At 41.2% G+C, this 17317-nt stretch carries 13 protein-coding genes and 1 pseudogene; 4 read left to right on the top strand and 10 right to left on the bottom strand.

From position 1 onward, the window contains the following. Position 1 precedes the first annotated feature (1 nt). The 6 genes and pseudogenes from VR7878_RS21410 to VR7878_RS15665 form a co-directional block, all read right to left on the bottom strand. Positions 2-1501: an S-type pyocin domain-containing protein gene (locus VR7878_RS21410; RefSeq protein WP_077336989.1), complete on the bottom strand. Its 1500-nt coding sequence runs from the start codon at positions 1499-1501 to the stop codon at positions 2-4. Between the two features lie 1412 nt (positions 1502-2913). Further along, positions 2914-3795, bottom strand: coding sequence for a HEPN domain-containing protein (locus VR7878_RS15695; RefSeq protein WP_077336988.1), 882 nt, complete (start codon positions 3793-3795; stop codon positions 2914-2916). 276 nt (positions 3796-4071) lie between these two features. Then, positions 4072-4242, bottom strand: a pseudogene (locus tag VR7878_RS15690) (putative quinol monooxygenase); the annotation flags it as partial. Then, positions 4226-4507 (bottom strand): hypothetical protein, encoded by a 282-nt coding sequence (locus tag VR7878_RS21105; protein WP_159440482.1) that lies wholly within the window; start codon positions 4505-4507, stop codon positions 4226-4228. The pseudogene VR7878_RS15690 and the gene VR7878_RS21105, both read right to left, overlap by 17 nt. Before the next feature lie 79 nt (positions 4508-4586). Next, the gene (locus VR7878_RS15680; protein ID WP_205409475.1) at positions 4587-5741 is read right to left on the bottom strand and encodes a DUF3800 domain-containing protein; all 1155 of its coding nucleotides are present in this window, start codon (positions 5739-5741) and stop codon (positions 4587-4589) included. Positions 5742-7532: 1791 nt separating this feature from the next. After that, positions 7533-8426 (bottom strand): endo alpha-1,4 polygalactosaminidase, encoded by an 894-nt coding sequence (locus VR7878_RS15665; RefSeq protein ID WP_077336984.1) that lies wholly within the window; start codon positions 8424-8426, stop codon positions 7533-7535. A gap of 412 nt (positions 8427-8838) precedes the next feature. Here VR7878_RS15665 and VR7878_RS15660 point away from each other — a divergent pair, with 412 nt between their 5' ends. The 3 genes from VR7878_RS15660 to VR7878_RS15650 all read left to right on the top strand — a co-directional run bounded on the left by VR7878_RS15660 (position 8839) and on the right by VR7878_RS15650 (position 10498). After that, complete coding sequence (locus tag VR7878_RS15660) at positions 8839-9447, top strand: MarC family protein (RefSeq protein ID WP_038180289.1); 609 nt, start codon at positions 8839-8841, stop codon at positions 9445-9447. Between the two features lie 27 nt (positions 9448-9474). Then, a complete protein-coding gene (locus tag VR7878_RS15655; protein WP_077336983.1) occupies positions 9475-9987 on the top strand; it encodes a GNAT family N-acetyltransferase in 513 nt (170 codons plus the stop codon). 124 nt (positions 9988-10111) lie between these two features. Next, entirely contained in the window at positions 10112-10498 is a 387-nt protein-coding gene (locus tag VR7878_RS15650; protein WP_139344117.1) for a hypothetical protein, read from the top strand. Positions 10499-10596: 98 nt separating this feature from the next. Here the strand turns inward: VR7878_RS15650 and VR7878_RS15645 are convergent, their stop codons facing one another. From VR7878_RS15645 to VR7878_RS15630, 4 genes are read right to left on the bottom strand one after another with little or no spacing between them, the layout of a single operon-like run. Beyond that, on the bottom strand, positions 10597-12054 hold the full coding sequence (locus VR7878_RS15645) for a glycoside hydrolase family 1 protein (RefSeq protein ID WP_077336981.1): 1458 nt from the start codon (positions 12052-12054) through the stop codon (positions 10597-10599). Positions 12055-12063: 9 nt separating this feature from the next. Next, complete coding sequence (licT, locus tag VR7878_RS15640; RefSeq protein ID WP_077336980.1) at positions 12064-12903, bottom strand: BglG family transcription antiterminator LicT; 840 nt, start codon at positions 12901-12903, stop codon at positions 12064-12066. A gap of 18 nt (positions 12904-12921) precedes the next feature. Next, positions 12922-14832 (bottom strand): PTS transporter subunit EIIC, encoded by a 1911-nt coding sequence (locus VR7878_RS15635; protein WP_077336979.1) that lies wholly within the window; start codon positions 14830-14832, stop codon positions 12922-12924. A gap of 28 nt (positions 14833-14860) precedes the next feature. Continuing rightward, positions 14861-16246 (bottom strand): PTS transporter subunit EIIC, encoded by a 1386-nt coding sequence (locus VR7878_RS15630; RefSeq protein ID WP_077336978.1) that lies wholly within the window; start codon positions 16244-16246, stop codon positions 14861-14863. A 407-nt stretch (positions 16247-16653) separates the two neighbouring features. Here VR7878_RS15630 and VR7878_RS15625 point away from each other — a divergent pair, with 407 nt between their 5' ends. Further along, the gene (locus tag VR7878_RS15625) at positions 16654-17241 is read left to right on the top strand and encodes a LysE family translocator (RefSeq protein ID WP_077336977.1); all 588 of its coding nucleotides are present in this window, start codon (positions 16654-16656) and stop codon (positions 17239-17241) included. Positions 17242-17317: the final 76 nt, after the last annotated feature.

Here is a 17317-nt window from a genome sequence, read left to right as displayed (position 1 = left end):
CTCATTTTCCCCATATTGCGTAACCCCCTTTATTCTTTGGATGAAGAACATTCCATTCTTCACTCCCTATTGTATGCTGAGAACGAGGAACCAAAATCATTTCCCCTTCCCCGATTTCATGATGCCAAGTCCAGCCGTCGGGCGGTCTACGTGGCGCTAATCCTGTTGGTGTTCTCTCCAAGTGAATGCCTAATGATCTCATTTTTTCTGCAAATTCGGGATCTTTCTCCATTTGTTGCAATAAATTTTCATTGGCTTCTTGAAAATGTCTAGCCCGTGAGACCCCGGGATATGAATCGGGTGAAAGCGTTGTTTTAAATCCTGCTGAATAAGCATCTTCACTATACACTACATACAACGGCGGTAACCCAGTCTCTGCCGGAAAGGTCAGAATATAGTCTTGCAGATCCGCATCAGCAATTGGCGTGATGTAGGTGTTATCAAATTCTCGCCCTTGCTCCGCTTGTGGATGAATCCAGATATCGAACTTTTCCATCTCCGGGATAGGATTGACAAGGATCGGTTTACCGCCAAAATCACCGCTGATCGGCACCCATTCAATGATGACATCCGGCTCTAACTCAACAGCAAACCGCTCACCAACCCGTTTTACCTCACGCTTAGGAATATTCGCCCCATTGACGTGATAGCCGTAAATCCGCCCTTCCGCATTGAAACCCAAGCGAATATTGGTTTCAACCATATCTTTATTGAGCATATCGGCTGCACTATAGAGCGTACTGTCCGCTAATTTGTTCGGCACAAATGCAGCCAGAATGCCAGCTCGTCCGATAATTTTCATCGCCATTCCCGGCAGTTCAGCCAATGCTGCACCACCAATACGCGTTAAAAAGGCTTCTCCAGATGCTGCACTTACCCCCTGCCCGACGGCCAGTGTATAAGCTGCATAATCCCCCAGCGCAGAAAGCGACTCTCTTTGTGTACCGATGTCACACGTACCGCTCGGCACCAGTGCAGATTTGGCGAAACGGGAGGGTTTGACGGGCGGTTTGTTAAATACGTTCTGCCATGCGGATGAAGGCAGTGGGATTTTATCCAGCTCCCGTAACCGCTCCTGACGCTGCTTGTTCAGACGCTCTGCTAAAGTGAGTTTCACAGGTTCACGCTCGACATAAGGCTCGGTAGAAACAGAAGCGTTAACGCTGCCGGAATAAGATGAACCGATGCCATGATTGACCAGTTCAACTCTGGCGGTATAAGCCTTGAAGGCTAATGAATCGAGATGAGGCTCAACCCCGGGATTGACTCGCCAATATTGATTGCCCCATTCATCCCGATCCCGGATCAGCAACGGAACCGATGGCACATCAGTGAGTAACACTTGATGACCGTAGTGAAGTTGTTCAAGAAAATCAGCAAAGCGCATTCCGGCAGGCATGACAGATTTCATCTCTGACTCACTTAAAGAGGCAAAATCCCCTTCAACTTGAGCAAATTCATAACGCATCAGATTATAGATTTGAGTGGTTTGATAGTTCATTGACGTTATTGACTGAGCCGTGATTGTTTTTATCGATGGATGCTTATTGATAAAGTTATTTTCATATGAATTCACAATTATACTCAAATGGATTTGTAAAACATGTTTAAATTTGGGGTTTTGATGGGGAGTGGTTATTTTTGGAATGGGGGTAACAGGGAGGCTCGGTTGAGGTGATTAAATTGTGGTTTGGTGTGTTCAATAGTAAATCTGTTAGTTTGGTGCGCAATCAGACTCCGCAATTTCATTAGCATCTCCGAAAGCGCCCCAGTTACTTTTGATGGATGCAAAAGTAACCAAAAGCATCTTTTTTGAGTTCAGCGCACCTAATCAGGGACGCTTTTATTCGCTCCTGCTCACGAAAAGCTTAAAATTCATCCATGAATTTTACCCTGAGAGCATCGATCAAGTTGGCTTTTTAAAAAGATTTCACCCAACTCAAACTAACCACTCAACAAAGAAAACCATTCAAGGAAGAATGGTTAGGCTTTTCCGGGCAGGACGCCCGTAAAAGCTGGTTCTGGAAAGCGTTTGATCAAGCCAAACAAAAAAAGATCTTCTGGTTACGCTTGCATCTTGGCAAGAGTAACTGGCGCACAGAGCACCAATGCCTCTGAAATTGAGGAACACAATTGTGCGTCAAATTTGGGAGCCGGAGGCTAGGAAGATAAAACTTGTGATGCAGGTGTTTGGGACGCAATAACTTTCTTCGATTTCATCGACATCTCCGAACGCGCCCCAGGTACTTTTTCAAGGCCGAAAAAGTACCCCAAAAGGCCTAGGTTTAAGTTCAGCGCGCGTAATCAGGGTCGGATTGATTCGCATCCTGCTCAAGCAATCCTGAAAAATCGTCCATGATTTTTCACCCTGAGTTCAGTGACCAAATTAACTTTTTAAGAATGTTTCACACCACGCAAATCAACCACTAATCAAAGAAAACCATTCATGGAAGAATGGTTAGGCTTTTCCGGGCAGGACGCCCGTAAAAGCTGGTTCTGGACAACGTGCGACCAAGCCAAACAAAAAAGATTTTCTGGTTCGTCTTTCATCTCTGAAAGATGAACTGGCGCACAGAACACCAATGCCTCTGAAATTGAGGAACGCAATTGTGCGTCAAACTGCAACGCCGAAGGCTGGAAAAGTAAAAGGATGCTGCTGAGTTTGGGACGCAATGACTTTCTTCGAAAGCGCCCCAGATACTTTTTCAAGGCCGAAAAAGTACCCCAAAAGGCCTAGGTTTAAGTTCAGCGCTCGTAATCAGGGGCGCTTTTATTCGCTCCTGCTCACGAAAAGCTTAAAATTCATCCATGAATTTTACCCTGAGATCATCGATCAATTTAGTTTTATTGATTCAGAGTTTCACCCAACTCAAATCAACCACTCACCCAAGAAAACCCTTCAAGGGAGAATAGTTAGGCAGAATCAATCCGCGCTAAACAAACCCGCTCCGCCAGCGCCTGTAAACGTCGGACTTCTGTCTCCAGATAATTCAATTCTTCTGCGGTAATTTCGTAGTGCTCCGAATAACGGGCATCAATATAAGCGCGTTGCAATCGCCGAAAACTACGACGGTGGAATTTATTATCCATCGGAAAAATCGTTGCAAACTCAGGGTCGATTTGCGAACAGAGTTTGCCCAGTTTTTCAATATTGTGGGATTTGGGTAGGTAATTAGTACAGACGAGTAGAGTACAGGCTAAATAACGTTCCGTGACTTGGTGTAACATAAAGGCTGCGTGAATCAAATCATCCTCGGAAATAGAGAATTCATAATTACGAAAAAAGCGAAATGCTGAATAAGACCACTGCTCATAGTGTTTGCGAGCAATTTCCCGCAGCTCAGATTCACTCAAATCGCCCGGCATAACCAACGGTTTCGGCGTCGCAGCAAACAGTTCGATCCCCTCTTCGCGGATATCCTTAAAGAAATAATGCCCCTGTTGCAAGCGTTCATTCACTTCCTGTAAATCGTGGACAATCAAACCCAACGGCGCGGATTTTACTTTGCGATCAATTTGCTCCTCAGCACGCTGCCAGACCACATCGTCCTCTACCAAAGCGGCCTTGTTCACAATCACCAGAATATCGTAATCACTGATATAACCGTTGACCGGATCCTTAACCCAACTGCCTTTGGCATGGCTGCCGAACAAGATGATTTTCAGAATACGAAACTCACTCTTACTGCCCGTTTTACCTTCCAGGTAATCTTCTAACGTATCACGCAGAATGGTTGAAATCGTGGCCAGCTCATGCTGTTTATATTCCGGCAGATGGTCGAGGGAGGTTTTCATAATCGCTGCATTGAGACTCGTTGTGGATGAATAACGTTAGCATAAAAGAAGGCGCAGACAAAGAATACCATCACCTCCTGATTTATGCGTTTTACTGAGGAAAATGCGATTCAATTCAAAGCTATATTTGAGTTCGAATAAACGTATACTTGGATAGCCTTAGTGGCCAGGTCAACACCAATGGTCATAGTACCCATGTTGTTCTCCCAAAGTTTTGATTTGCCTAAAAAGGTTAGTCGGTCATTAGAGCGGGAGTCCAATTATCTTGTTATGCGTTTACTCCAAAATTTCATAGTGACGTTCTACGTTGACGGTCACTTTACCCCAATGAGATGCTTTGACTCTTTTCTGATGTTGTTCAAAAGCCACTTTATCCGTAAACTCTTCGTAAACGTCGAAGCGAAGGGGATTTTCAGAATTTTGGGTTACACTAAACATGATGCAACCCGTTTACAACCTCATTACTACCTATGAGAACCACTCTGGAGTTAGCTCGTGTGAACTGTTGTAGTTGCTCTAAATTTCGTTTCTCTTCATGCTTCACGGAAAACGTAATTTCAGCAACTATATTGACCAAGTCAAGGTAAGCTTGTGCTCGAATATCAATAGCCTTTTTAGGCTTCTCATTTTGGCGCCCAAGATAATACTGAAACAAGGCGCTTGCCCCTACTCCAGTTAGCCCAATTATCGCCACAATTATTTTAATGTCCATAACTCTCTCTAAGGCATAACGCCGCGCTCTACGGAAAACTTGGAGCGCAGCGTAAAATTTGTCCGGCAGCAGCGCTTTGTTATGTCTGTAGTTCAAGCGGAGTTTCTCTTAGCGCTATAGTGATGAATTGAATATATTCAGCAATATCTTTGGTTAGACTGATGCCATTTTTACTACGGTCTGCCAGTTCTTGCAGCAAAACCGCATTTCTTTGAACCTCTAGCTTATTCAAATCCAGATGATCATAGTCAGGAAAAACACTACCGAAAATTACATGCTCCTCAATCATAGCTCGCCATTTTTCGGCGTACTCGTCTTGATTTTCCCTATCGCAAGCATAGGCGAATGCACCTGCTATTGCGTCAGCAAGCTGAACTCCATGAATGATCTTAGAGTCAACTAAATTAAGCGGCTCTTTTAAGTTGAATGTTATGGGTGAGTCAATCCCTGCAACATGCGTGAATTTTTTATCCTCTCGATTAATCATGACATTGAATATTTCTTGTTCTTCGCTCAATGGCTTAGATTGGTCACAGTAAGCAGTTAATTGATCATATTCCTGCCCCCATTCAGCTAAGAGGCTGAATAAAGCGGTGTTAGTCAAATCTAGAACCCATTTCCCTGCACCTTCACCAGCATAACCATCTAACTCTTGCACCACGGAATCTTTATTGTGTATGGCAAAATCACAAATTTGCTCTAAAACTGGAGATATACCTTCATCTTTTGAAGTTGAAAAAAGCGCCTTTAACCCTTCAAAATCTCCCGTCCTCATCAGTTTTTCGAAATCTTCAAATATTTCTTCAGCCATTGCTCCTCTGACAGATAGTTCAACATGAAGTATGTTGCTAATGAAGCGATGAAAGTTAATGTTATAAAATATTGAATTGACGTTCGCGATTGCAGGCTCAAATATATACTCAAAAAACTTACCCGCTAACGCGTACTTTTTATCGGAAACTGAAACTTTGAATCGGCCTTTAAAATTTTGAATTATTTCATCAACAGCTCGCTTTCCGCGAAGCCCTTTTAATAATTTACCACCCTTAATTTCGCCGTTTTGAATTTTGTACTTACGAATGATGTGCTCAACGAAATCTTGTGCTTCATCATGAGGGCATTCTAATGATGCATAACAAAATATTTTCTGTTGCTTATGTAATAGATTATTACCGGTAAAGCCAGACTCATCGAAATGTAAAATTGCATGAGTTTTCAATCTATTTTTATCCACACTTTTATTCCCTTCGCGTCTTCCTCATATCCGTCGACGCACTTTTTCAGCGACAGCCCGATACGTGACTATGTCTGGATACCGTCTTCGCAGAGATCGATAGTTGAATAATTACCCAGTCCTCGGATGACATAACAGTTCATTATACAGAACCACTCTATAGGAATGCTTCTGTATAACTTACCGCCAACCAATGAAACTTCTGCCCTAATCATATGAAAAGAAAGACAAAATTTCGGTAAAAACATCACTACGTCAGAAACCACAGCACAATGCTGTCTAATTTGCTCACAAATAATTGACTAGCGTTCCCACCCGCCATGCACATCTCGGATAAGCCCTATTTGTTCGAAATTAAGCATCTAAACACTCTACATAGCATTGAATAGGTTACAGAAAATCGCCAGAAAAAATTGACACAAACATGACATTTTTTGATATAGGTAGCTTTTCTAGCTTTTGCTATGTTTCACCCAACTCAAATCAACCACCAAACGAAGAAAACCATTCAAGGAAGAATGGTTAGGCTTTTCCGGGCAGGACGCCCGTAAAAGCTGATTCTGGCAAGCGATCACCCAAGCCAAACAAAAAAGATCTTCTGGTTACGCTTGCATCTTTGCAAGAGTGACTGGCGCACTGAGCACCGATGCTCCTGAAATTGAGGAACGCAATTGTGCGTCAAATTTGGGAGCCAAAGGCTGGAAAGGTAATAATGATAGGCTGCTGGTTTGGGACGCAATGACTTTCTCCGATCTCATTGCCATCTCCGAAAGCGCCCCAGTTCCTTTTGATGGATGTCAAAAGGAACCAAAAGCATCTTTTTGGGTTCAGCGCACGTCACCAGGGGCGGATTGATTCGCATCCTGCTCAAGCAATCCTGAAAATTCATCCTTGAATTTTCCCCCTGAGTTCAGTGACCAAATTGACTTTTTAAGAATGTTTCACCCAACTCAAATCAACCACCAAACGAAGAAAACCATTCAAGGAAGAATGGTTAGGCTTTTCCGGGCAGGACGCCCGTAAAAGCTGATTCTGGCAAGCGATCACCCAAGCCAAACAAAAAAGATCTTCTGGTTACGCTTGCATCTTTGCAAGAGTGACTGGCGCACTGAGCACCGATGCTCCTGAAATTGAGGAACGCAATTGTGCGTCAAATTTGGGAGCCAAAGGCTGGAAAGGTAATAATGATAGGCTGCTGGTTTGGGACGCAATGACTTTCTTCGATCTCATTGCCATCTCCGAAAGCGCCCCAGGTACTTTTTCACAGCAGAAAAAGTACCCCAAAATGCCTAGGTTTAAGTTCAGCGCGCGTAATCAGGGTCGGATTGATTCGCATCCTGCTCAGGCAATCCTGAAAAATCGTCCATGATTTTTCACCCTGAGAGCATCGATCAAGTTGGCTTCGCCTTAAAGAGATTTCACCCAACTCAAATCAACCACTAAACGAAGAAAACCATTCAAGGATGAATGGTTAGGCTTTTCCGGGCAGGACGCCCGTAAAAGCTGGTTCTGGAAAGCGCACGACCAAGCCCAACAAAAAAGATTTTCTGGTTCGTCTTTCATCTCTGAAAGATGAACTGGCGCACTGAGCACCGATGCTCCTGAAATCACTGACGCTGATTGTGCGTCAAATTTCGATGCCGGAGGCTAGGCAAAGAAAAAAGATCTTCTGGTTACGCTTGCATCTCTGCAAGAGTAACAGGCACACAGAGCACCAATGCCTCTGAAACCGCAAAACGTAATTGTGCGCCATATTTCCGAAGCCAGAGGTTGAAAACACAACAGCCATGCTTAATGCACACAAGACCGCACCCCAACCCCATCTAACGCATATCCCGTCTTCCACAACGACGAAATACCGACACTCTGAAAATACCGACATGCTGAAGAGATGAACGTGCTTTTGTCAATTTCGCCTTCCCGACCGTTGGTATAGTATTCTTGGTTAAAGACCGGTTTACCTTTGGCGAGAAACGTTCCTTGATAGTCAACGCATTCAATCCCATAGGCATAACATTGTTCGTTGACCGCAAAATCAAAGTGATCAACTAACGCATCAAGCTGCTGCAAATCATTCTTGAGCCCGATAGCAAGGCCTCGCTGATGGGCGGCGTCACTTAACCAACGGTTGTATCTCAGCTGGTCATCGGCGCTGATGATACCGTGCGTTTCATCCGTATTCGCATAAGCATCGACGTTATCCGGCTCCACAGCGTCACAACCGCTTGCCGCTGCCAAATCGAGCCGCTTTGCCATGATCGGCTTAATATTGTTTTCAAGCACATCCCGATTGGCAATATTGAGCCAGACTTCTCCCGGCCAGTCGTCCATATCTCCGTCGGCAATCACTGCGCTGTCGCTAAAATCACCGGCATCACTGCGCCAATCCTCTCGCGTTCCGGCACTGAAATAACAAATGACCTTTTTATTGGCTGATTTCAGTCTGTGAATCAAGCTCTGCGCGCTGCCTTCACTTCCTTCAAACAGGTCAATATCATAAACATCAATTTCTGGGTCAATCTTAAAATTCTCATAATCCTGAAGCTGCCACATCCAACTCAGCCCGAGAGGTACAGACCACCAAGTGAGGCCATGTGATGGATAAGATTGAGGGTTAGCCTGACAGGCTGCGATACTCAGCATCATCGCGCATGATAAACATACCGATTGGACGATTCTTTTCATGATTGCTTTCTCACTTTTTTAATCTTTGAAGTGTCATATTCACCGCATATTTCATTGATAACATCAGTCAGCCTAAGCATAGAAGACTATACTGAATCAGCGCATTGAAACGATGAGAATAATTCCCCCCTGTGACCTGTGCGAGAAGTGGCCCTATAAGGTGTGGGGGGCTAAAACCGGTATTTCACTTTCAGCAATAGAAACTAACAAAATAAAGATTGCATTGATCGTTAATTTTTCGTCATATTTAGGGCTCATAGACTTCCATCTCTGCGCATAAGATTTAGGATAATCACCATTATTCTAGTCGATGCCACGATGCCTCCGACACAAATGATCCGTCACTTCCGTGACAGCCCCTCGCAAGAGGAAAATTCATCTCATTGATTATGAAATAAGGACTACAAAGCCAGTGATAGACAAGGTAATACACGATTTTCTAGTGATTTGGGCAACGGTTGACCCAATTGGTACCATGGCGCTGTTTGCGGCTATGACACCCAAGCTATCTGCCGCCGAGCGCAGAAAAACGGCATATAAGACTATTTTTTATGCCGCGCTCATTTTGACCGGTGCAATTGTTCTCGGACAGTTACTGCTTGGCGCGATGGGAATCAGCCTTATCTCATTTCAGGTTGCTGGCGGCGTCATTTTGTTCTTGTTCGGACTCCAGATGATATTTTCCAATGGGAATCAAAACGAAACACAAGAGCCGCTGCATGATATTGCCGTGTTTCCGCTCGCGATTCCTGCGACAGCATCTCCCGGAGCCATTCTGGCCGTCATTCTGATTACAGATAACAATATTTATACGATTCAGGAGCAGGTCGTTACATCGCTGACGATGTTGACGGTTTTAGCTGCGACACTGTTTTTACTGATTTTCTCGGGCAAAATTATCAGAATCATTGGTATTGGCGGGGCGTCTCTGCTGACCCGAGTGATGGGGATGATACTGGCTGCGTTGTCTGTCGAATTTATTATGGAAGCGATTGGCATTAGTAAATGGGTCGGGTCATAATCAGATTTTTAGTGTCAGGGAGGACGCATGAATATCAGAAACGCACATTTAAATGACGCTGCGGCGATCACCGCGATTTACAATCATTTTATCCGGGATACAACCATCACCTTTGAAGAGCAGCCCTTATCAGTCGATCAAATGGGCGCACGGCTGCAAAAGATCTTGGACACAGGGTTCCCATGTCTGGTGTTAGAAGTTGATCATGAAGTGATTGGGTATGCTTATGCCAGCCCTTGGCATGTCCGTTCTGCATACAGATTTACCGTAGAATCGACTATTTACTTATCACCCACGGCTGTAGGAAAGGGCTTCGGACTGACATTATATCGCAAACTTATCGAGCGCCTGAAACAGCAGGGGATTAAAAACATAATGGGTGTGATTGCCCTGCCGAACCGACCCAGTGTTCGGTTACATGAATCTTTGGGGTTTAATCAGGTCGGTGAGTTCCACGATATCGGCTTCAAGTTTAACCGACACATTTCCGTCGGCTACTGGCAACTGGAAATTGATGCCAGCATGCGGCAAAGGGATTGATGTCATCACCATCATACTGCGTGATGAACGTAGAAAATCACACTTATTATATTCAATCAAACACATACCATCGCAAAGTGAACTATTGTCATATCAGTACATCACATTGATTAAGGTGAAAGATATGAATCCATGGTTTACATTTTGGTTAAAAGACATCTACTTACCGTTAAGCGGCGCGGTTGAACAAGAGATTAACGCCCGGAATAACTTTTTATCCCCCCAAATCGAACTGAATTTTGCCGGCAATCAAGCGATAGAAAAAGAGATCGTGAGTCATGTTGCAAGTTACGGTACTCAGCTAGGTTTGCTAGCCAAGGTGGTTCTTGAGTTAAGTAAGAATAGTAAAAGCAAAGAGGTTGCAGAACTGACTAAACTTTTGGATAAAGTTGAAACGGTGAAAAAAACGCATCAGGAGAATATAAGAAACACTGCAAAAGATGCTTTGGATAAGCTTGCACAGCAAGACCCGGATGCATTGAAACGTTTATTGGCACAATATAGCCACTGAGTGAATGTCTGCGGCTGAACGATGAACACCTTGGGGGAAAAATCGGATTGATATGACTCAGGTAAGGTGTTCATCATTCTTCTTGCACTACAGCTTAATTATAAGCCATTATCTTCAATGACATTTTTATACCATGAGAAACTTTTTTTCACTTTCCTTTCTAAAGTCCCATTACCATCATTATCCTGATCTACGTAAATTAAACCATATCGCTTCTCCATCTCTGACGAAGAATAACTAATCAAGTCAATGATCCCCCACAATGTATATCCCATGAGTTCAACACCGTCTAAAATCGCTTCGTGCATCTGTTCTATATGAGCCCGTAAATATTGAATTCGATAGTCATCGATAATCGAGCCATCATCTTCAACTTTGTCATATGCACCCAGTCCATTTTCCACAATAAAGAGTGGTTTCTGGTAACGCGAATATAAATTATTGAGTGCGATTCTCAAACCAAGCGGATCAATTTGCCAGCCCCATTCAGATACAGGCAAGTATGGGTTCTTTATTCCACCCATCGTGTTACCACTGACGGTTTCCAAACCCTCACTATCCGCACTTGTCACGAAAGAGTTGTAATAACTAAAAGAAATGAAATCTACAGTATTATTATAGAGTAAAGCTTCATCCCCCTCTTCTAGTTTTATTTCTATTCCTTTATCATTAAAATAGCGTTGAATATATTTAGGATAAGCGCCCCTTACTTGAACATCAGTAAAGAAATAATTAAATTGATTATTCCAATGTGCTGCGAACACATCATCAGGATTACAAGTATGCGGATAAGTGAGCAGGCTTGTTAACATACAGCCGATCTGTGCATCAGGTATAATTTCTTTACAATGTTTAACCGCAATAGCACTTGCAATAAATTGATGGTGGAGGCCATCATAAACTGCTTGCTCTACATTCTCAAAGCGATGTGGAATAATACCACCACTACTGAATGGATGGCGGACAATACTATCAATTTCATTAAATGTGATCCAATATTTAACTTTTTCTTTGTAGCGTTCAAATAAAGTCACACATAAGCGTTCAAAAAAACCGACAACCTGACGAGAAGACCATCCACCATATTTATTCACTAAATGCATTGGCATTTCATAATGAGATAAAGTGACTACAGGCGTAATATTCTGTTCAATTAACGCATCAATTAAACGATCATAATATGCTAGACCTGCTTCATTTGGCTGCGTCTCATCACCATGAGGATAAATTCGAGTCCATGCAATTGAAAAACGTAACGCTTTAATTCCCAACTGCCCCATCAAGGCAACATCATCTTTATATCTATGATAGAAATCAATCCCTCTACGTTTCGGGTATTCATCTGTTGATACAGATGCCATTGCATCTTTAATTTGCTGTTCATCAACAGCATTATGTTTTGCGTAGTCACCCTTTGATAGATTTTTTTTATAAGTTGCTATATCTGCCGTTGATATTCCCTTACCATCAATATTCCAAGCTCCTTCGACCTGATTAGCGGCTATTGCACCTCCCCACAAAAATTCGTTTGGGAAATTTCTCATCACTTCGGACATTTTAGCTCCTTATTTATCTCTTACAATTACTCGATTAATATGAATAATTAAATACAAAAGTTCTTCATTTGGAATTGAGCGCTCAAATCGAGCTTTAACATAATCACTAATCGATAATGCACACTCATATTCTTCATTGTACTTATGTATTGCACTCATTAAAAACTCATCATCATCGCTCTTCAACATTTTATCGCCCACTAGTCTTTGAGCAAAAAACTGCAAATGATTGACAAAGCGAGAATAGTTTACTGAAAACGTATCAAATTCAACATCAAATGTCATTTTGACAATATTTAAAATATTCTTCACAATGCTTGCTAGCAACATCACCTGATTCATATTTTGATCAATCTGCTGTGCGTTAATCAGATGGAATGCGATATTAGATGCCTCTTCTTCAGGAAAATCGACATCTAAATATTGCTTAGCAAGTATTAATGCATGTTTGCCTAAGCTATATTCAATAGGATATAGCTTTTGTATTTCCCAATGCATTCGATTAGAGATAGGCATATTTTTTTCTAATCTTTTAGCTGCGAAATATAAGTGATCAATAAGTGAAACATAAATATGCTCGTATAAGGATACTTTTAACACTGATTCAGAATGTTCAACAATTTCACTCACCAAAGACAGGAACTCTCCGGGGATATCTCTCAGTAAGTCAATCACATCTAATGTTACGGATTCACTTTCCAGTATGTATGTTTTTTCAATATCGTCCGGATTAACTCGATCACCCGGCTTGCTTTTGAAGCCAATGCCTTTTCCAAATACAATAACTTCTTGATTGTCATCTCTTTTTACAAGAACAACACTTATGTTTAAAACTTTTATAATTTTCATATTCATATCACCATATAATTATAATATTGTAAGCAAAGGCTTACTTGGTTTTATGCTATTTGTTTCTATATTTGAAATAACATCAACATAGTCGGACGAATTGGTAACAATTACCACACTTAGAATATCCATATTATGTTTGATCATTTTCTCAATATCAAATTCAATCAGTTTATCACCAAGCTCTACATAATCTCCCACATCAATATATGAGGAAAATAAATCTGAATTCGTTTGGCGTTGATTCACACCGACACATATCAGTAACTCAACACCTTCTATTGAAGTTAAACTTATTGAATGATTACTTTCAGATTTTGAGGTGATAACGCCATCAAATGGTGCTCTGATAATGCCTTGAGTGGGAAATATGGCAACCCCTTTACCGTTTCTCAAATCTTCGTTATTTATTTCATCTAATAGACGTAACTCACCAAACATCGGTGAAAAGATAACGGTCCGATCTGCTAGTTTATTGGAATTTTTTATTTTATTATCATGCTCTTCCCTGTCTGTAATATCATCAATGTTACTTGTCTCATCAGATTCATTGACCGCAGAAAGGAATCCAGTTTTCAAATTCCATAAATATATAGAGGCAGATGTAACCAAAATAGAAGTAAATATGACTATCAAAGAATATTGGAAATTTAATCCATCATCAATAAACATAGGTAAAGTGACTAATCCGGGGGCTAAATTTGCGTAAGCTTTAAGTCCGAACATACCGGCAAGCAAGCCGGAAGTTGCAGCACCAATCATACAACAAATAAATGCTTGTCTAATTTTTAAGTGGACACTATATAATGCAACTTCGGTAATACCAAATAACGACGCTATCCCCGCAGGTAATGCGATTTGCTTGATCGACTTTCTCTGTGTGAATAACCAAACCGTTAAAGCACCAGCCCCCTGAGCAACATTAGATGCTAACATCGCGGTAAGAACCAATGTATCATACCCTGTTTTAGCCATTGCTGATATCACAATAGGATAGAATATTTTGTGAATGCCAAACATGACAAAAAATGGCATACAAGCAGCAAGAAGAGCATTCGCAAACCAGCCAAATTCTCTCTGAACAAAAACCGTGAAATTGGATAGCATATCTCCGATATAATTACCAATAGGACCTAAAATAGTCAGTGAGATTGGCACAATAATAATTAAAATAACGACTGGTTTTAAAAATATTGCAACCATACTTGGTATCACATGATCACAAAATCGTTCAATATAAGACATCAACCAAATTGTGAGTATGATAGGAATAATCGATGATGCATATTGTGTAGAAGATATATCTATTCCAGCTATCTGTATAATATTGTTATTCAACAACACCTTTAAAAGTTCAGGATGAACTAAAACACCTGCAATTGAGATAGATAAAAATGAATTTGTGTTAAACTTATATGAGCACGATAATGCAAGTAGTATCGGTAGAAAATAATATATGGAGTCAGAAATCAAACTTAATAATTGATAGATATCACTCGATTTATCTATAAAATCAAGACTAACAAAGAGCAACAAACCAGCCTTAATCATACCTGCACCAATGATCGCAGGGACAATAGGTTGGAATATACCAACCAGCGTGGACATCAATTTATTTAAAGTTCCTTTTAATGAGGAGTCACTATGATTAAATATCAATCTTGATTGACATTTAACAGGGATTTCATAAGTTCTCAATAATTCTTTATATATAATACTAACATCATCTCCTATAATAATTTGAACTTGTCCTGCTCTGTAAAATGCCTCAACAACTTTAGGAATTCTATTGAGTGCATTTATATTCACTTTTTCTAGATCATTAATATCAAATCTCAATCGAGTTGAGCAGTGGTTTACCCCAAGGACATTATGTATCCCACCAATATATAATATAATCTCACGGATAAACTCACTGACTCTTATCATATTTTAATTTACCAAATCATTAATAAATTTACTGTTTATTTTCCACAGGGCTATCTACACCAATAAAATATACAGCAATTGGCGTAACAATTACAGAAATGGCAAGCGTAATCAGTGCATGATAGAAATTATCACCTTCACCAATCCACATTGGTAATGAAGCTAATCCGGGGCCAACGGGAGCATATGCTTTGAGTGTGACGACACCGGCATAGATCCCCGCACAACCGGCACCAACCATACAACCAAGCAACGAGCGTTTTAACTTTAAATGAACGCCATACAAGGCAGGCTCAGTGATACCAAATAGCGCTGAAATCCCTGAAGGCAATGCATTTTGTTTTAATTGAACATCCTTAGTAAGATACCAGACAGCCAATGCGCCTGCACCTTGAGCCATATTTGAGGATAACATAGCACTATGAATTAATGTCTCATATCCCGGAGATGCCATTGCAGCAAATATAATTGGGTAAAAAACCTTATGCATACCAAACATAACAATTAATGGCATAAAAATAGATAACAGTGCAACTGCTAACCAACCAACTTTGCTTTGTATCCAAAAAACACCACTGGATAAGCCTTGTCCCATATAAGTCCCCATTGGCCCTAATATAATCAAGGCGATAGGTGCGACAATAACCAAAACTAATAGAGGCTTCATAAATATTTTCACCGCACCTGGAGATACTTTATCAGCAAGAGGTTCAATATATGACATCAACCAAATTGTGAATATAATTGGCAATACAGAAGAGGCATAAGAAACAGAAGGGATATTCATACCAATATATTCAATCGGTGTTCCGGACCCCATTAATGCAATAAGTTTCGGATGAACTAGTACACCGGCTAAAGCAACCGAAACAAAAGGATTAGTTTTAAACTTCTGAGCACAGGAAAAAGCCAAAAGCAACGGAAGAAAATAAAAGGCCGCATCGGCAATAAAGCTGGTCACCAAATAAAACTGACTTGTTTTTGTAGTTAGCCCCATAGAAACAGAGAGTAAGAGTAATGCTTTTAGCATACCCGAGGCAGCAATCGCAGGAATAATTGGCTGAAATATACCCGTCACAAGCGCGGCAAATTTGTCAAACAATCCTTTCAGAGACAAATCTAATTTTTCAGTCGCTGCTTTTTCAGTTTCAATGTCTTCACGATGACCATGACCAATCAAGGTGGTTAATTTATTAAAAACAAAGCTCACATCATTGCCAATAATCACCTGACATTGGCCACCACTATTTACAGCCCCCATAACACCATGAATTTCTTTAATTTTTTCTAAATTTGCATCAGATGCATTATGAAGTTCTAATCGGATTCGGGTTGAACAGTGTAAAGCATTGGATATATTATCTTTTCCACCCACACACTCTAAAATGGACTTTGCTATATTCTCGTAATTCATTATTTATCCTTTTTAAAGTAAAAAAAAGACCTGGATTGGGCAGTTCAAAATAAACTGTCCAATCCAGGTCTTGCCTGCGTATCAGTAACACGCCTGGTAAATACTATCGATATCAATATTGTTAGTAATGTAACAAAAAGAATTATGATCGAAACTACAAAGGTTAAAATTTTTGAGATACGTCACTATCTTGCTCACAGCTTTTAATGCGGCAGCGGTTATGAATCTCAATCATATGCACTCTGTTATCTATTAACTACACAACACAATATTTATATGAAAAAAAGCAAAAATATAAATTTTATTGCTTCAAATTCCATTTAAGATGCAATATAAACACAAAATTGCGCCACTATCTCGTTATGATTGCTGTTATTCACACGGCAAAAATAATCAGAGACCAATCCATGCTATTTGAACAAATCCCCGCACTTGTACTCTTTGCATTTACCGCAACATTCACGCCCGGGCCAAACAATATGATGCTGATGGCTTCCGGGGCAAATGTCGGTTTTATGCGGACACTCCCCCATATGCTGGGCGTCACTCTGGGCTTTGGGGCGATGCTATTTCTGGTCGGGATCGGGGCTAGCAGCGTCTTCCACGCTTTCCCGGCCCTGCAACCGATTCTCAAATGGCTGTGCCTGGCTTATCTGGTTTATTTGGCAATCAAAATCGCAACCAGTCAATCAAAGATAGCCACCGGTGACTACCAACCGATGACATTCTATGCCGCAGCATTGTTTCAGTGGGTCAACCCGAAAGGCTGGTCGATGGCACTGACCGCGGTGAGTCTCTATAATCCTTCGGCAAGCGTGCAAGGGCTGCTCTGGACGGCTGTGATTTTTATCATCATCAATATTCCCTCCAGCACCACTTGGATTTTTGCCGGAAAGCAGATCAGCACCTTACTGAGAAAACCGGCTCATCTTTTATGGTTTAACTACACCATGGCTTTCCTGCTGGTTGCATCAACTCTGCCGATGGTATTGTAACGTTCTTGAGTTTGTCGGCAGCTAAAGCACTGGTGCAATGATTGATATATTGAACAGAGTGAATATGGTTGATTTT

This window comes from Vibrio ruber DSM 16370, assembly GCF_900163965.1.
Classification (GTDB): Bacteria; Pseudomonadota; Gammaproteobacteria; order Enterobacterales; family Vibrionaceae; genus Vibrio; species Vibrio ruber.
The sequence above is the reverse complement of the archived record's forward strand: the minus strand, read 5'-3'. Positions and strand labels throughout refer to the sequence as shown.

Bases quoted from the DNA above. Each gene is read 5' to 3' on its own strand.
- VR7878_RS21410 (WP_077336989.1), bottom strand. From the start codon at position 1,501: ATGAACTATCAAACCACTCAAATCTATAATCTGATGCGTTATGAATTT.
- VR7878_RS15695 (WP_077336988.1), bottom strand. From the start codon at position 3,795: ATGAAAACCTCCCTCGACCATCTGCCGGAATATAAACAGCATGAGCTG.
- VR7878_RS21105 (WP_159440482.1), bottom strand. From the start codon at position 4,507: ATGGACATTAAAATAATTGTGGCGATAATTGGGCTAACTGGAGTAGGG.
- VR7878_RS15665 (WP_077336984.1), bottom strand. From the start codon at position 8,426: ATGAAAAGAATCGTCCAATCGGTATGTTTATCATGCGCGATGATGCTG.
- VR7878_RS15655 (WP_077336983.1), top strand. From the start codon at position 9,475: ATGAATATCAGAAACGCACATTTAAATGACGCTGCGGCGATCACCGCG.
- VR7878_RS15650 (WP_139344117.1), top strand. From the start codon at position 10,112: ATGAATCCATGGTTTACATTTTGGTTAAAAGACATCTACTTACCGTTA.
- VR7878_RS15645 (WP_077336981.1), bottom strand. From the start codon at position 12,054: ATGTCCGAAGTGATGAGAAATTTCCCAAACGAATTTTTGTGGGGAGGT.
- licT (WP_077336980.1), bottom strand. From the start codon at position 12,903: ATGAAAATTATAAAAGTTTTAAACATAAGTGTTGTTCTTGTAAAAAGA.
- VR7878_RS15635 (WP_077336979.1), bottom strand. From the start codon at position 14,832: ATGATAAGAGTCAGTGAGTTTATCCGTGAGATTATATTATATATTGGT.
- VR7878_RS15630 (WP_077336978.1), bottom strand. From the start codon at position 16,246: ATGAATTACGAGAATATAGCAAAGTCCATTTTAGAGTGTGTGGGTGGA.
- VR7878_RS15625 (WP_077336977.1), top strand. From the start codon at position 16,654: ATGCTATTTGAACAAATCCCCGCACTTGTACTCTTTGCATTTACCGCA.